The organism is Methylohalobius crimeensis 10Ki, assembly GCF_000421465.1.
Taxonomy (GTDB): Bacteria; Pseudomonadota; Gammaproteobacteria; order Methylococcales; family Methylothermaceae; genus Methylohalobius; species Methylohalobius crimeensis.
In genome coordinates, this window is the sequence record NZ_ATXB01000001.1 from 2,015,001 (window position 1) to 2,031,751 (window position 16,751).

Sequence of the window (16,751 nt, forward strand, 5' to 3'; positions counted from 1 at the left end):
CACGAGCTGACGACAGCCATGCAGCACCTGTCACCGGGTTCCCGAAGGCACTCCCGCCTCTCGGCAGGATTCCCAGGATGTCAAGGGCAGGTAAGGTTCTTCGCGTTGCATCGAATTAAACCACATGCTCCACCGCTTGTGCGGGCCCCCGTCAATTCATTTGAGTTTTAACCTTGCGGCCGTACTCCCCAGGCGGTCGACTTATCGCGTTAGCTACGCCACCAAAAGATAAGCTCTTCCAACGGCTAGTCGACAGCGTTTAGGGCGTGGACTACCAGGGTATCTAATCCTGTTTGCTACCCACGCTTTCGTCCCTCAGCGTCAGTCTTGATCCAGGTGGCCGCCTTCGCCACTGATGTTCTTCCCGATATCTACGCATTTCACCGCTACACCGGGAATTCCACCACCCTCTACCAGACTCTAGCCTGCCAGTCTCCAATGCAATTCCCAGGTTAAGCCCGGGGCTTTCACATCAGACTTAGCAAACCGCCTACGGACGCTTTACGCCCAGTAATTCCGATTAACGCTTGCACCCTCCGTATTACCGCGGCTGCTGGCACGGAGTTAGCCGGTGCTTCTTCTGAAGGTAACGTCAAATTCACAGGCTATTAACCTGCAAACCCTTCGTCCCATCCGAAAGAGGTTTACAACCCGCAGGCCTTCTTCCCTCACGCGGCATGGCTGGATCAGGGTTGCCCCCATTGTCCAATATTCCCCACTGCTGCCTCCCGTAGGAGTCTGGGCCGTGTCTCAGTCCCAGTGTGGCTGACCACCCTCTCAGGCCAGCTACCCGTCGTCGCCTTGGTAAGCCGTTACCTCACCAACTAGCTGATAGGACGTGGGCCCATCCCTCGGCGCGTGCTTGCAAGCAGAGGCACGCTTTCCTCCGTAGAGCGTATGCGGTATTAGCCCGAGTTTCCCCGGGTTGTCCCCCACCAAGGGGCAGGTTCCCACGCGTTACTCACCCGTCCGCCGCTCGCCAGCACCCCGAAGGGCCTGCTGCCGCTCGACTTGCATGTGTTAGGCCTGCCGCCAGCGTTCAATCTGAGCCATGATCAAACTCTTCATCCAAAGCAAAAAATTATCTTCGCCCGGACGACTCAATCAAGAACCCACACGGATGATTCGATCGATTTGTTAAAGAACTCGGCCTCTTTCTTCAAGACCCTCACCGCTCCGGCGAGACAAACTATCCTATCACAAACTCCCTCTCTGTCAAGCCTCCGGGTCAACTTTCTTTCAACCCTGACGACCCTATCCCTCGGCCCCGGCCTCCCTGGCCAGGCAAGACGCAAGATTCTATAGACCCGCTCTTCAGCCGTCAAGCACTTTTTTCTTCGGATTTGTCTAAATTTGTACCTGTCATTGTCCCCAGCTTTGTTCCCATCCCGGATCAAATTGACAAGCATTTGATTTTAGAGCTTAATTTCTAGATTGAACACAAACTGAAGAGGGGTCATGCAAGCACCTGAGCATCTATTGTCCGATTGGCGGATTAAAGCCCGCACCCTACAATCGGAAATCAATAAAGCTGTAATCGGCTTAGACGATCCAGTGGAAAAAATTATCCTTGCCGTTTTCGCCCGCGGTCACGTGATGTTGGAAGGCGATGTGGGGGTGGGTAAAACCACGCTCCTGAGAGCAATCGCCAGAACCCTGGGCGGTGCCTACGAGCGCATGGAAGGCACCATCGATCTGATGCCCAACGATCTTATCTACCACACCTATATAGACGATCACGGCAAGCCTCGGGTGGACCCGGGCCCGCTTCTGAAACAAGGCGAACAGTTGGCGGTTTTTTTCTTCAACGAAGTCAACCGAGCTCGCCCTCAAGTCCATTCTTTATTGCTTCGGGTAATGGCCGAACGCAGTGTTTCCGCATTCAACCGCGAATACCACTTTCCTTACTTGCAGGTATTCGCCGACCGAAACCGGGTGGAGAAAGAAGAAACCTTTGAAATGCCATCCGCCGCTCGGGATCGTTTTCTCATGGAACTGCATATTGAGATACCCGACGATCCAGAGCTTCAGCAGGACCTCATGTTCGATCCTCGTTACCACAACGTGGACGCTTTGATTGACGGCCTTCGAGCAGCGGTCGTTCCCTACCGAGGAATCGATCCCATCGCTTCCCTCATCCAAGAACAAATTCAAGCGCGCGCGGCCCTCCGAAAGTACGCCCTGAATCTATGGCACGCCACTCGCGAACCCCAGGCTTTCGGCATTCAAATCGACGGGGTGAATATGGATGAATTGGTCCTGGCCGGCGCCAGCACCCGGGGCATGAGCATGCTTCTCCGCACCGCCCGGGTCCATGCCTGGCTCGCGGACAGGGATTACCTCCTCCCCGAGGATCTTCAGCATGTGTTCCATGAAGTGGTGGGACACCGGATCTTCTTCACCCCGGTCTACGAACTGCAGCGGGAGAGGTTGGTCCGACAGTTGACCTGTCAAATCCTGAATCGGATCGCCGCCCCCTAAAGCCGATGGAGGAGTTTCACTACCGCATCCGCTGGCGCGCGCGCAGCGCCCATCCCGGCCATCACCGCAGTCAAACCATCGGCGGGGGATATGAATTCCGCGGGCATGCCGCCCTTCTCAGTCATCCGGACCCCCGCCAGCTGGATGTCCACGCCACCCTCCTCGATCCCTTCGGGGAATATAAGGTCAGGCAATTCGCCCAAACCAGCACTATACCTGTCTTCGCCGTGGCGGATTTGTCCGCATCCCTCGGCATAGGCAATAAGCCCCGACTGCTCTCCCGCATAACGACCGCCATTGCTTACTCCGCTTTCCGGACCGGCGATCCATTCGGGTTCTTCGGCGTCAACGACGAAGTCATGCTGCGCTTTCCCTTGCGCTTCCATAAAGGCCTGGCTTTGGAACTCCACCAACGCCTCGGTCAAATACAATTCCAAGGGCAAAGCCACGGTCTGAATCGAATCGGGTCCCATTTAGGGAAACGTCAGGCCTTGATTTTTTTGATCTCGGATTTCCATTTCCCCCTGACCGATACCCGAGCCATCCTTGATCACCTTCAGCCCCATGATGTGGTGCCAGTGGTCCTCTGGCAGAAACGGGAATGGCAACCGCCAGCTCGTTGGGGATGGACCCGACTGTACGACCCGGAAACCGGCCGCGATCGGCCGTTGTGGCTGACTCCCCGCAGCGAAGCGAGACTGGCCGCCGCATTCCGGCGGCAGCGGGAAGACTTGACCGCTCTGTGTCGACAGTATGGACGCCCCCCATTCTTTGTAGAAGAAACTTTTCACCCCGAACAATTCAGCCATTACTTTTTGGAAACATGCGCTTGATTCTTCTGTTTTGTATTGCGCTTTTCGCCCCCACCCGGCTGTGGGCGGCGCCGCCAATCGCCGTTGAAATGAAAACCCCGCCTCCTTTCGGATATCGGGTGGGTTCGATCATCACCCATCAGGCGGATCTATTCGTCCCAGCCCCCTGGCAACTGGACATTGCGCAACTACCTGCCTCGGGGCCGATCGACGATTGGCTCGAAATCCGAGCCTTGACCCATGAAACGCACTCCCAAAACGCAGGAATTCGCTACCGGTTGCAGATCGAATATCAGATTTTTCCTTCTATAAAAAACACGGCCAGCTTGGAAATCCCTTCCTTTCCCTTGCCGCTGATCACCCCCGAAGGAAAGAGAGAAGCGTCTGCTCTTCCTGCCTGGAAATTCACCGTCAATCCACTGATTCCCCCGAAGCGGATCGACACCCGAGCTGAAATCCGCCCTTTGTGGCAACCGCAACCGGTCGACCTCGCTCCCTATTGGCGGCGTCTAGCTTCCATCGCCGTCGGTCTCTTGCTGGCGGGAGTGGCCTGGGCTTGGTACCGCCGCCGTTTACCTTGGCAACGGCCTCCGTTCACCCGCGCCCTCCCCCAAATTCGTCGTGCGGTTCGCCGCCAGCAAATGGAGACGGCTTTGCAGATTTTCCATCAAGCCCTTAACGCCACCGCGCAGCGCGCGCTCTTTCCGGCGCAACTTGCCGATTTCCTTCGCCGCCGGCCGGCATTCGCCCCCTTGAAAGATGACTTGGAACGATTTTTCGATACCTCCCAACACTTTTTTTTCGGGCATCATTCGAACTTAAATCCTGCCCGTTTAACTGAATTGGAACGTCTCTGCCGCAATTGCGCCAAGGCGGAAACCCGAAGGACCGAACAGGAAAAACGATGATCCCGGAAATCGGCTTTGCCCAGCCCTGGTGGCTATTACTCTTACCCCTGACAGCGCTGCCTTTTCTGCGGCCGGCTCAAAAGCGGCTATCCTATCCGGCCCTGTGCCTGCTCCCCGACGCACCCGGCGCGCGGCGCTCGGATCGAGTCCGGCGTCTGCTTCTGGCCGCTTGCCTCGGGGCGGTGATCGTTTCCTTAACCGGCCCGTTTTTCAAGGAGCAAAAAATCGCCCGCGTCGGCACCGGCGCCCACATCGCCCTGACCATCGACCACAGCAGCAGCATGAACGAAAACTTCTCCGGCCGTTATCTCGGGGGCGGCGCCAAGGAAACCAAAAGCGCCGCCGCGCGAAAATTGCTTCTGCAATTCATCCAGCGGCGACAACAAGATTTATTCTCAGTCGTGGCCTTCAGCACCGCTCCCCGATTGGTGCTTCCATTAACCGAAGACGACACGGCCATTCAAGCCGCCATTGGGGCGCTGGGGGTACGTGGGCGCGGAATTACCAATATCGGTCCGGGACTGGCGATGGCGTTGGCAACCTTCCGCGGTCGCCCTCAAACCGGCGCCCGGGTGATTCTTTTGGTCTCCGACGGTGCCGCCCGCCTCGATCAAGACGTTCAGGACCGCCTCCGCCAAGATTTTCAGGATTTGGCCGTGAATCTTTATTGGATCTATCTGCGCACCCCGAACAGCGTCAGCGTTCTGCATCCGCCTGAACGCCGCTTATCGGAAACCTCCACACCGGAAGTTTTCTTGCATCGTTATTTTCAAACCCTGAACGTTCCCTATCGGGTCTTCGAGGCGGAAAACCCCGCCAGCCTGGCCGAGGCCATAGCCGCAATCGGGCGACTGGAAAATCAACCGCTGCATTATTTCCAAACCCTGCCCCGACGGAATTTAGCCCCCTACACCTTTGGGATCGCCCTGGCGTTGGGACTACCACTGCTTTTCTGGAGTGCATTGGAGGTGAACCGATGGCTTCCATAAATCGGATCGGCGCCTTGCTCGCCGCGATTTTTCTGGCCTTGATCGTAATTGCCGCGTGGCAAGGGATCCAAATTTACCGTGCGGTCCTGAACAACCGGGCGCTGGTTCAAATCGACGCCCTCCAGCCCGATTCTCAAACACCGCCGGAGCTTCTGGCCGCCAAAGCCAACCGCTACGCTCAACAAAACAAACTGCCCCTAGCCCTGCGCCTTTATACCCAGGCGCTCTCCAAGGCCGAAGGCGGACTCAAGCAGAAAATCGCCTACAATCTGGGTACCCTGTACCTGCGCGAGGCCGACCGTTATTGGAACCGGCAAGGGGTATGGGCCTATTCCAGAGTCGTTACGCTGCTGGGCCTGGCCCGCGAGTATCTACGAGAGGCGGTAAGGCTCGACCCCCAGAACCCGGATGCCCGCTACAATCTGGAATACGCCCTCCGCATCACACCCCCCCCCGCGAGAGCGGGAACCCGCCAATTGGCAGGGAAGCAAAGCCAGCCTCTTTTCTACCTTGCCCGGTCTGCCCCAGGGTGCGCCATGAACCGGAAACGAATCCAGCCGCCAAGGAAGGGGTTACGGCGGTCCGGAAGGCAAGCTGCCGAAGCCCGTCCTTCTTGGATGGCTGGTTGTTTCTTCAACTGGCGCTTTTGGTTGTGGCTGTCGGCCGTGGGACTTTTGACCGCCGCTTTGTTCAGCCCGACTTGGACTGTCCCCGTGGCCGTCCATCGTTACCTGGTCGTGGTGGATATTACCCAAAGCATGAATGCCCGCGATTACCACCTTCCCGATCTGCCGCCGGACCGTTTTTCCTTCACCAAGGCGGCGATCGAACACGCGATTCTGGATTTACCCTGCGGTTCCGAAATCGCTTTGGGCTTTTTCACGAATAAAAACACCCAATTACTCTTGCAGCCTGTGGAAATCTGCCGCCACGGACCGGCGCTGCGCGATGCCCTGCGCGCCATCGACTGGCGCAGCGCCTGGGCGGCCGACAGCCACATCGCCTACGGCCTGTTCAACGCGCTTCGCCTTGCCCGGCGTTTAAATACCGATTTGGTTTTCGTGACCGACGGCAATCAAATTCCGACCACCACCCGAGAGCCTCATTTTTCCGATCGACCCGGCCGAACCGGCGGTTGGATCGTCGGAGCGGGGTCGGCGCATCCGGTTCCAATCCCCAGGCTGGACTTGAACAATCAAATGACGGGGTACTGGCAGACCACCGACCTCCCCCGATCGGTCGAATCGTCCCGTTATCGCATTGAGGCGCCGGCGCGGAAAGCGGGGCTTCTTCTTACCCACCTCGACGAGACGCGATTGCGGCGCCTGGCCGGCATCACCGGCCTGGACTATCTGCGCTTGGAGACCCCGAAACAGCTCGCCACCGCCCTAAAACGCTCCCTCAGTGAACGAATTCAGCCGACAGAAGTGGACTTGAGCCCCTGGTTGGGGGCGGGGGCACTGCTTGTCATTTTGTTGACGGTTCTGGTTTGACGCTTTTCAACTTTCCGGCCATACTCGATAAATCATTTATAAAAAATCCTTCATCATGAAGTTACTACGCGTCCTGTCAGCTTCAGCCTTGCTTTTCATCCCTCCCGCCATTCAGGCCGGGGTCTGGGACGAACTGTTCGGCCCGGACAACTACTGGGAATGCTTATTGGAAAAGATGCCGGAGACCCAAACCTACGGCGGGTCCATGGAACATCTCAGCCAGTGCGCGTCCCAATTTCCCGACCAAAACGACTATCAAACCGGCGGCGGCTGGTTCGGTCCCGATACATTAGAGGAATGCCTGCAAGAATATCGAACCGAAACCAACGAAGCCCTCGCCCGCCTCTCGATTCGGAAGGCCTGCTTTCGACTTTTCCCTCCCAACTGAGTCGAGACGCTTCATTCATAATGCGCATTCACCTGATCGCCGTGGGAAAGCGGATGCCCGCCTGGGTTCAGGCCGGATACGAGGAATATGCCAAACGCCTGCCCAAGGAATGCGCCCTGCATCTAAAGGAGATACCCTTACGTCGACGCGGCAAGAACGGGGATACGATGCGGCAGATCGCAACCGAAGGAGATCAAATGCTTACCGCCATCCCTCCGGCAAGCCATGTGGTCGCGCTCGACAGCCGCGGCAAGCAATGGTCCACGGAGGAATTGGGTTCCCGCCTGCAACGGTGGCTGCAACTAGGAAGCGATTTGACCCTATTGATCGGCGGCCCGGAAGGTTTGGCCCCGGCCTGCCTCGAACGCGCCGACGACTGCTGGAGCCTTTCCCGCCTGACCTTTCCCCATCCGTTGGTCCGTGTCATCGTGGCGGAGCAACTGTACCGGGCGTGGAGCCTGCTTCAGGGCCATCCCTACCATCGTTAGCCATGTCCACCTATCAATTAATTCTGGCTTCGGCCTCTCCTCGCCGGCGCGAACTGCTGGATCAAATCGGACTCAGCTATCAAATCCGTCCTGCCGATATCGACGAAACGCCCCGCCCCGACGAACCCCCGCAAGACTATGTAACCCGCCTGGCCCGGGAAAAAGCGCAGGCGGCCCGGGCGGAAACTCGCGAATCCTTGCCCATACTCGGGGCGGATACCGCCGTGGTCCTTGACGGAGAAGTGCTGGGAAAGCCTCGCCATGAAACGGAGGGGTTAAACCATCTACGTCGAATTTCCGGCAAGCGCCATGAAGTCTTGAGCGCCGTTTGCCTGAATTTGACCGATCCACCGCGGATCTTGGAAGCATTAAATATAAGCCGGGTTCACTTCCGACAATTGACGGAAGATGAAATAATTGCTTATTGGCGGAGCGGGGAACCCCGGGATAAAGCCGGCGCCTATGCCATTCAAGGGCAAGGGGCCATTTTCGCCGAACGTCTGGAAGGCAGTTTTTCCGGCGTGATGGGATTGCCATTGTATGAAACCGCCGGCCTGTTAAGGAAAGCGGGAATTCAGGTGTTATGAGTGACGAAATACTGATCAACATGACCCCACCGGAAACGCGGGTGGCGGTGGTGGAAAACGGCATCTTGCAGGAAATTTTCATCGAGCGCACCCGTCGCCGAGGGCTGGTGGGAAACATCTATAAAGGCCAGGTCTGCCGGGTACTGCCGGGCATGCAAGCGGCCTTCATCGATATCGGCCTGGACCGGGCCGCATTTCTGCATTATTCGGATTTAAGCCCTTATCAGCAGCGCGCCAGCCAGGCGGGCACCATCGAAAGCCTTCTCCACGAAGGTCAGGAACTCATGGTCCAGGTCAGCAAGGACCCCATCGGCAGCAAGGGAGCCCGGCTCACCACCGAAATCACCATCCCGTCCCGCTATCAGGTTTACATGCCGTTTTCACCTTTTTCGGGCGTTTCCCAAAGAATCGAATGCGAGGAGGAGCGAGAGCGGTTGAAGGCATGTATCGATGCGTTCCGGGAAGAATACGACAGCGGCGGCTACATCGCCCGCACCGCCGCCGAGGGCATGGATGAATTCGTTCTGCGCGCCGACATGTTGTTCCTTCTCAAACTCTGGAAGGCCATCCAGGAACGGTACGCGCAAACCGCCTTGCGGAGCCTGGTCCACGAAGATCTGCCGTTGGCCGTAAGAGCGCTGCGGGACTTGTACCGAGGCAAGGTGGAAAAAATCCGGGTGGATTCGCACAAGGTATATCACCGTCTGGTCCAGTTCGCCGATGAATTCATCCCCGAGGTCGCCCCGCTGATCGAACTCTACAAAGGCACCCGGCCGCTGTTCGATATCTACGGCGTCGAGGATGAAATCCAAAAGGCGCTGCAGCGCAAGATCCAGCTCAAGTCCGGCGGGCATCTGATTTTCGATCAAACCGAGGCGATGACCACCATCGACGTCAACACCGGCGGCTTCGTCGGCGGACGCAACCTGGAAGAGACCATTTTCAAGACCAATATGGAAGCCGCCCAGGCCATCGCCCGCCAACTGCGCCTGCGCAATCTCGGCGGTATCATCATTATCGATTTCATCGACATGCAGGACGAGGAACATCGTCGTCAGGTGCTGCGCGCGCTGGAAAAGAGCCTGGAAAAAGACCACGCCAAAAATACCATCAGCGCGGTTTCGTCGCTAGGCCTGGTGGAGATGACCCGCAAACGCACCCGCGAGAGCCTGGAACATATCCTTTGCGAGTCCTGTCCCTGTTGCGGCGGCCGCGGCGTTTTGAAAACCGCCGAAACCACTTGCTTGGAGGTCTTTCGTGAAATTATCCGCGAAGTCCGTCAGTACGAAGTCGAATCCCTGCTGGTGCTGGCTTCCAATGAAGTGGTGGAGCGCCTGCTCGATGAAGAAGCGGCGACCCTGGCGGAGTTGGAGCGCTCCCTGAGAGTCCGCATCCGTTTCCGATCCGAGCCCCAGTACACTCAAGAACAATACGACGTCGTACTGCTTTAAACTCTTGATCCGGATTTTTCATCACACCCTACGTTTTACCCGGTGGACGCTCTGGCTGACCTTGTTCCTTCTCGCCATTGGTCTGTCCGCGATCAGGTTTTGGCTCTTGCCGCATATCGACCGATTGCGCCCGCAATTGGAAACCCAACTCAGTCAGCGTTTCAATCAAACCATTCATATTGATCAGGTCAAAGCTCAGTTATCCGGCATCACACCGGAATTGCGTCTGCTGGGGGTGACCGTGGGTCCGGATGGAGAGGAACAGCTGCAATTGCAGGAAATCCAACTCGGCCTCGACCTCCCCGCCAGCATGAGGCAAGGCCGAATCCAACCCGCCTGGTTCCGGATATTCGGCGCCCATGTGGAAATTCGTCGGACACCGGAAGGCGAAATTCGCATTTTAGGGCTGGGGCGGGGAGAAAAAACCGGCGTGCCTCGTTGGCTGCTGAGCGACGGCCGGTTCGAAATCCTCCGCAGCACTTTGGTCTGGCATCCGCGATCCAACAATCAACCCCAATCCTGGCACGACATCGACATCCGGTTCGATAATCGGGGAGCCGATCACTGGCTGCAAATCGATTTTCGACCTCCCAGCCAATGGGCTCAGAGGGCCTTTTTGAACGCCCACTTCCGGGGCGCTTCCGACTTCCCTCGGCAATGGCGTGCCCGCTTCCAGCTTGAACTGAAGCAGTTAAACCTGGCCCCCTCGATGCAACACTTCTTTCAAATTCAAGCAGCAGGCCAAGGCAATGTGCAGGTGGCGGGGACTTGGCGGCAAGGCCGGTGGCAAATCGATGCCGATCTGGATTTGCACCATTTAAACTGGCATTCGTCCCAGCTCAAACGGACGCTTCACTTGCGCCAGGCAAGCGGCCGAATTCATGGCTTCATCGATGAACACGGCTGGCAGGCCGACACCGAAGCCTTGCATCTGGTCAACGACGATTTCAATCTTTACACCCGCTTGCAGATCAAACAGCCGAAACGGCGACCACCCCATCTGCAAGCACGGGCCTGGCTCTCCTATCTCAATTTGTCCCATCTGGAGCACTATCTGCCGCGAAATCCACCTGCCAATCTCAGCCGATGGCTGGACCGCAAACCGCTTGGAGGGATCGTCCGGGGACATTTGTTGTGGCGGGGACGATTGCAGGATTTTCCTTTCCGCGACCATAGCGGCGTCAGCGAAGCCCGGCTGAGCGCACATAAGGTCAATATCAATTTCGATCCCGCCTGGCCACCTTTTACCGCATACGACCTGAGTATCCAATTCCACGACGGCCGGGTTGCGTTGGAAATGCCGCGAGGCAAATTGGCCCAAGCCCAGATGGACCGCGCAACCGCCCAACTGGATCTCACCGACCCCGATCCGGTCATGGCAATCGAGGGCAGCAGCCACGCCAAGGTAGCGACCATTTTGGCCGTGCTTCAGCGTTCCCCTCTCCAATCGGCCGTCGCCAACCTGACCCGCCGAAGTGAACTGAAGGGGAAAGCGAACGTCGGCCTGAAAATCTCCCTCCCCCTGAATCGATCCAACGACTATCAAATCGACGGTCGCATCGCACTAAAGCAGAGCCAGTGGCAGTTTACGAAACAGTCCTTGAGCTTGGACGAGCTCAGCGGCGATTTGAACTTCAGCCGCAAACAATTGACAGGCCGGTTGACGGGTAAATTTCGAGATGAACCGGCGCGCCTGGAGGTCATGACCGACGCCAGTCATACCCAATTAACCGTGACCACAAGACTGGATAGCGAGTTAGTTCCCGCAGCTGCGCTTCGCAAATATCTGAAAGGCACCGCCGAATCCATCGTTTCGCTGACCTGGGAACACGAGCGGGAACTCCCCGCTCAAATCGAGTTGCGGTCGAACCTCCAGGGCATTTCGGTAAACCTCCCCCCACCGATCGGCAAGCCCTCCGACTCGATTCGGCCTTTGCAAATCAACACTTGGTTGACCTCCCGCCCCCGACTTCCTTTGACCCTGGACTACGGCGCACTGCATGGAGCCCTGACCGTCGATCGGGAAACCCGCCGGGTCCACGGCCGAATCGGCGTCGGCCAACCGCCTCCATCTCCCGACAACGACGACAAAGGGCTGATCTTAGCCGGCCATCTCGACCACTTTTCCCTTCGTCCCTGGCTGGCGTTATTTCAGCAGGAGTCGCCCGGAAAAACGAATTTGCCCGAACTAAAAAAGCTCGACCTTCGCGTGGCGCATTTACACGTTGGCAAGCGGGATTACGGTCGCCATCATTTCCGGGCGTGGCGAATGAAGACGGGCTGGGAAGGGAACCTGACCAGCCCTTATACCGCCGGAAACTGGACATGGAGCCTCGATCCCAACCGCTTGGACCTGGCCCTCGACTTCATGCATTTGGATGCCGTCCAACATTCCATCGAGGATACCGCTTCGAATAAGGCCGCCACGAACTGGCCCCCGTTGGAACGGTGGCCGGCTCTCACCCTGAGGATTGACCATCTCAAGTGGCAGCGCAACGATTTGGGGCAGGTCGCAATGACCGCACTGCCTCACCCTCCTTTCCGTCTTGGTTTCGATCTCAGTCTGACCGGAGATTCCCACCGCTTGGAAGCTTCCGGCTCTTGGCATCTCAACAACCCGTCCCAAACTCGGGTGGAAGGACTGTTTCGCAGCGACGACATGGGAAGATTCCTCAAACAAATCGGTCATCCCACCGCCCTGGTTCAAACCCCCACCTCCATCGACTTTCAGTTGCACTGGCCCGCGCCACCCTATCGATTCTCACTCGACCGACTCAACGGCCGAGCTCAAATAGATATGGGACCGGGGCGCTGGCTGGATATCGAACCGGGCGCGGGACGCCTTTTGGGGCTACTCTATCTAGGCACGCTGGAACGCCGGCTACGACTGGATTTCAGCGACCTGTTCCAAACCGGCATGGCGTACGAAGGCATCAACGGTCATATCCGCCTGGTATCCGGGCGCGCGTTCACCGACGATTTGACCATCTCGGCGGTGCCGGCCCGAATACATATCACCGGATCTGCCGACTTGATCAACCATCAAGTCAACGAATACGTGAGCGTATTTCCCAACACGCCGGTCACCCTGGGGCTGTTCAGTGAGCGGGAAAACGGCGGACTGGGCAAGGCGGCGGGAATCGCTCAGCAACTCTTCAATGCCCCCCTAGACAGTATCACCCAAAGCCAATACGCTATTAGCGGAACCTGGGACGCCCCACGCATTCTCCTATTACGCCGCAGTCTGCCGGGAGCCGTCCTCCATGGAATTTGGTCGGAATTAAAACAATTGACAGGAAATCACGATGAATGAGGTTATCGCCGCCGCCGTCCAAATGACATCCGGCGCCGATCTTAAGGCCAACCTGGAAACCGCGGGCAAATGGATCGCCGAAGCGGCCGCTCGGGGAGCAAAGCTGATCCTTTTGCCGGAAAATTTCGCCTTCATGGGACGCGGCGACCGGGACAAACTGGCGCTCATGGAAGCGGACGGGGACGGACCCATTCAGGATTTTCTCGCCGCTACCGCCCGCCGCCACGGGATATGGCTGATCGGAGGGAGTATTCCCTTGCAGTCCCACGATCCGGAGAAAATCTCCGCCGCCTGTTTGATTTACGGGCCGGACGGTAGTCGCCAGGGCCGTTACGACAAGATTCACCTGTTCGACGTGGACGTGCCGGGCACCAGCGAAAGCTATCGGGAATCGGACACCATCGCCGCCGGCCACGATCCATTGGTCATGGATACACCGTGGGGTAAATTGAGCCCCGCGATCTGTTATGATATCCGTTTTCCTGAATTTATCCGTCTTCTCGCGGCGCGAGGCCTCGACATTCTATTGGTCCCGGCCGCTTTCACCGCCCGCACCGGCGCCGCTCACTGGGAAGTTCTCCTGCGCGCCCGGGCGATCGAAAACCAATGCTACGTGGTTGCCGCCAATCAAGGGGGAATCCATGCCAACGGCCGGGAAACCTACGGCCATAGTATGATCATCGACCCTTGGGGCAAGGTTCTGACCCGGCTCGAACAACCCCCCGGCATTTGTTCGAGCCCCCTGGAACCACGCGTTTTGGAGAAAGTACGACAAGCGTTTCCCGTACTGAACCACCGTAAGTTTTTCTGATTCCAACCGAAAGGCATTCACCATGACCGAGGAAGCTCTCACCCTAGCTCAGCGCACGCTGCTGGAACCGGCCGGACTGGACTCGTCCCGGCTGAATCAGGTCATCGACCGCATCCTTGCGGTGCCGGTGGATCTGGCGGATATCTATCTCCAGTTTTCGCGCTTCGAGTCTTGGGTACTCGAGGACGGGATCGTCAAGGACGGTGCCCACAGCATCGAACAAGGTTTCGGTGTCCGGGCGGTCTGCGGCGATAAAACCGGATTCGCCTATAGCGATGTGATTGAATTCGACACGCTGATGGAAGCCGCCAACAAAGTACGGGCGATCGGTCATCACGCGGCATCGGCTCGAGAAGCGATCGGCGCGTCGGCGGGACCCCACCGATTGTATCCAGCCATCGATCCGCTCCAGAGTTTGACCACCGAGGAAAAAATCCACCTGCTGCGTCAACTGGATAACTTGGCCAGACGCAGCGACCCCCGGGTGGAGCAGGTGATCGCCAGTTTGGCCGGCAACTATGAAGTCGCCTTGATCGCCACCCAGAACGGTACTCTCCGTGCCGACATCCGTCCTCTGGTGCGCCTCAACGTGAGCGTAATCATGGCTCAAAACGGCCGCCGCGAACAAGGCAGCGCTGGAGGGGGCGGCCGCTGCGACTACCGGTTCTTTCTCGAAAACCGGCGTGCGGAAAGCTACGTGAAAGAAGCGGTACGCCAAGCCCAGGTCAACCTGGAGGCGGTGGAAGCCCCGGCCGGCACCATGCCCGTGGTGCTGGGTTCCGGTTGGCCCGGCGTGCTGCTTCACGAGGCCGTCGGTCATGGCCTGGAAGGCGACTTCAATCGCAAAGGCACTTCGGCCTTCAGCGGCCGAATCGGAGACAAAGTCGCCTCTTCCCTGTGCACGGTGGTGGACGACGGCACCTTGGCGGGTCGGCGCGGTTCGCTCAATATCGACGACGAGGGGACCCCCACCGGGCATACGGTGCTGATCGAAAACGGCATTCTCAAAGGGTACTTGCAGGACCGGATGAACGCCCATCTCATGAACACCGCCCCCACCGGCAACGGACGCCGCGAGTCCTATGCCTACGCGCCGATGCCGCGGATGACCAACACCTATATGCTCGCCGGAAAACACGATCCGGAGGAAATCGTCGCTTCGGTGGAAAAAGGACTGTACGCAAAAAATTTCGGCGGGGGACAAGTGGACATCACCTCGGGCAAGTTCGTCTTTTCCGCCTCGGAAGCCTATCTGATCGAAAACGGTCGAATCACCCGGCCGGTCAAGGGCGCCACCCTGATCGGCAACGGCCCGGATGTATTGACTCGAGTCAGCATGGTGGGCAGCGACTTGAACCTGGATCCCGGAGTAGGCACCTGTGGCAAGGACGGCCAAAGCGTCCCCGTGGGAGTGGGCCAACCGACGCTTCGGGTCGATGGGCTGACCGTCGGCGGAACCAATGTATGACGAGGTTGTAGGAGAATGCCGGTGAAATCGATCGAATCCCAACTGAATCCCTTGCAAGACAAAGTCGCCCGGGTACTGGAAGAAGCCAAGAAAAGAGGGGCTGCCGCGGAAGCGGGCGCCCACCTGGATGAAGGACTGTCCGTCGGCGCCCGCCTGGGAGAACCGGAAACCTTGGAACACCACCGGGATCAAAGCCTGGCGGTGACGGTGTATTTCGGCCAACGCAAAGGATCGGCCAGCACCACCAATCTGAGCGAGGCCTCTCTCAAGGAAACCTTGGAAGCGGCGTGCGCCATCGCCCGTTACGCCAGCGAAGATCCTTATGCCGGACTCCCCGATCCGGATAAACTGGCCCGGGACATTCCCGATCTGGACCTGGACCATCCCTGGGAAATCACCGCCGATCAAGCGATCGAGCGGGTCATCGAATGCGAAACCGCGGCCCGCGAATTCCATCCGGAGATCGTCAATTCGGAAGGCGCGGATCTCAACTCCCACCACGGCATCCAGGTTTTGGGCAACACTTCGGGATTTCTCCACGCCTATCCGGCCTCCCAGCATAGCTTGAGTTGCGCCGTGGTGGGCAAGCGCGGTGAGCAAATGCAGCGGGATCACTGGTACACGCTGGCACGCCACCCGGAGGATCTGAATTCTCCCGCCAGCGTCGGGCGGAAAGCGGCCGAACGCACCGTTGCCCGGCTCGGAGCTTCCAGCCTGACTACCCGGCGATGCCCGGCGATTTATTCGGCGGAAGCGGCCAGAAGTCTCATCGGTCATTTTTTGGCCGCCATCCGGGGCGGCAATCTGTATCGAAAAGCATCGTTCCTGTTGGACGGATTGGGGAAACCCGTCTTTCCGGAATTCGTCCATATTCACGAAGCACCCCATATCAAAAAGGGTCTCGGCAGCGCTCCCTACGATAGCGAAGGAGTCGCCACCTATCCTCACGATCTTATCCGCAATGGCGTTCTGGAATCCTATATTCTCGGCACTTATTCGGCCCGCAAGCTGGGAATGGAATCCACCGGCAACGCGGGAGGGGTACACAACATTATCGTCGAACCGGGTAACCTGGACCGCGACACTTTGCTAAAAGAGATGGGAACGGGGCTTCTGGTCACCGAATTGATGGGACAAGGAATCAACTTGGTCACCGGCGATTATTCCCGCGGGGCGGCCGGCTTCTGGGTGGAAAACGGAGAGATTCAATATCCGGTGGAGGAAATCACCATCGCCGCCAATCTCAATACATTATTCCGCAACCTGGTATCCATCGGCCGGGATGTGGATATGCGCGGGAACATTCGCACCGGTTCAATCTGGTTGGCGGACATAACCGTCGGAGGCGCCTGAATCCAGCGACTCGAAACCTAGCCACCTTAGGCGTCGATTCCCGGGCACCGAAGACGAACCGATTGATAGAAGCACCACCATCCCAGAAGGGATGAAAGGGGATTAGTGTGAAAAGGAAGGGAAGAAAAGCATGCGGGCAACAGGCGCCCCATCACCCGCATGGTCGGCGAATGATTATTCGCCCTTGTCTTGATCTTCGGGCTCCGCCA

Annotated in this window: 13 protein-coding genes and 1 rRNA gene (1 of these 14 only partly in view); 13 read left to right on the top strand and 1 reads right to left on the bottom strand. The window is 58.0% G+C overall.

Going from position 1 to position 16,751, the window contains the following annotated elements; genetic code table 11:
- Positions 1-1,071 (bottom strand): 16S ribosomal RNA (locus tag H035_RS19170) (it extends 469 nt beyond the left edge of the window).
- 387 nt (positions 1,072-1,458) lie between these two features.
- Here H035_RS19170 and H035_RS0110145 point away from each other — a divergent pair.
- The 13 genes from H035_RS0110145 to pmbA are packed head-to-tail and all read left to right on the top strand — an operon-like array spanning position 1,459 to position 16,542.
- Positions 1,459-2,481: an AAA family ATPase gene (locus H035_RS0110145; RefSeq protein WP_022948863.1), complete on the top strand. Its 1,023-nt coding sequence runs from the start codon at positions 1,459-1,461 to the stop codon at positions 2,479-2,481.
- Between the two features lie 5 nt (positions 2,482-2,486).
- Positions 2,487-3,314, top strand: a complete 828-nt coding sequence (locus tag H035_RS0110150) for a DUF58 domain-containing protein (RefSeq protein ID WP_022948864.1) — start codon at positions 2,487-2,489, stop codon at positions 3,312-3,314.
- A complete protein-coding gene (locus tag H035_RS0110155) occupies positions 3,305-4,201 on the top strand; it encodes a hypothetical protein (protein WP_022948865.1) in 897 nt (298 codons plus the stop codon). Before H035_RS0110150 ends, H035_RS0110155 begins: the two co-directional genes overlap by 10 nt.
- Complete coding sequence (locus tag H035_RS0110160; protein WP_022948866.1) at positions 4,198-5,190, top strand: vWA domain-containing protein; 993 nt, start codon at positions 4,198-4,200, stop codon at positions 5,188-5,190. The genes H035_RS0110155 and H035_RS0110160 overlap by 4 nt, the downstream gene beginning before the upstream one ends.
- On the top strand, positions 5,178-6,683 hold the full coding sequence (locus tag H035_RS20800; RefSeq protein WP_022948867.1) for a vWA domain-containing protein: 1,506 nt from the start codon (positions 5,178-5,180) through the stop codon (positions 6,681-6,683). Before H035_RS0110160 ends, H035_RS20800 begins: the two co-directional genes overlap by 13 nt.
- Before the next feature lie 55 nt (positions 6,684-6,738).
- Positions 6,739-7,071, top strand: coding sequence for a hypothetical protein (locus H035_RS0110170; RefSeq protein WP_152486009.1), 333 nt, complete (start codon positions 6,739-6,741; stop codon positions 7,069-7,071).
- 20 nt (positions 7,072-7,091) lie between these two features.
- Entirely contained in the window at positions 7,092-7,559 is a 468-nt protein-coding gene (rlmH, locus tag H035_RS0110175) for a 23S rRNA (pseudouridine(1915)-N(3))-methyltransferase RlmH (protein ID WP_022948869.1), read from the top strand.
- Positions 7,560-7,561: 2 nt separating this feature from the next.
- Positions 7,562-8,146: a Maf family protein gene (locus H035_RS0110180; RefSeq protein ID WP_022948870.1), complete on the top strand. Its 585-nt coding sequence runs from the start codon at positions 7,562-7,564 to the stop codon at positions 8,144-8,146.
- Complete coding sequence (gene rng, locus H035_RS0110185) at positions 8,143-9,597, top strand: ribonuclease G (protein WP_022948871.1); 1,455 nt, start codon at positions 8,143-8,145, stop codon at positions 9,595-9,597. Before H035_RS0110180 ends, rng begins: the two co-directional genes overlap by 4 nt.
- 4 nt (positions 9,598-9,601) lie before the next feature.
- The gene (locus H035_RS0110190) at positions 9,602-12,910 is read left to right on the top strand and encodes a YhdP family protein (protein ID WP_022948872.1); all 3,309 of its coding nucleotides are present in this window, start codon (positions 9,602-9,604) and stop codon (positions 12,908-12,910) included.
- Positions 12,903-13,721 carry a carbon-nitrogen hydrolase family protein gene (locus H035_RS0110195; protein ID WP_022948873.1) on the top strand — a complete coding sequence of 273 codons (819 nt, stop codon included), beginning with the start codon at positions 12,903-12,905 and terminating at the stop codon, positions 13,719-13,721. The genes H035_RS0110190 and H035_RS0110195 overlap by 8 nt, the downstream gene beginning before the upstream one ends.
- Before the next feature lie 22 nt (positions 13,722-13,743).
- Positions 13,744-15,189, top strand: coding sequence for a metalloprotease TldD (tldD, locus tag H035_RS0110200; protein ID WP_022948874.1), 1,446 nt, complete (start codon positions 13,744-13,746; stop codon positions 15,187-15,189).
- Positions 15,190-15,204: 15 nt separating this feature from the next.
- On the top strand, positions 15,205-16,542 hold the full coding sequence (gene pmbA, locus H035_RS0110205) for a metalloprotease PmbA (RefSeq protein WP_022948875.1): 1,338 nt from the start codon (positions 15,205-15,207) through the stop codon (positions 16,540-16,542).
- Positions 16,543-16,751: the final 209 nt, after the last annotated feature.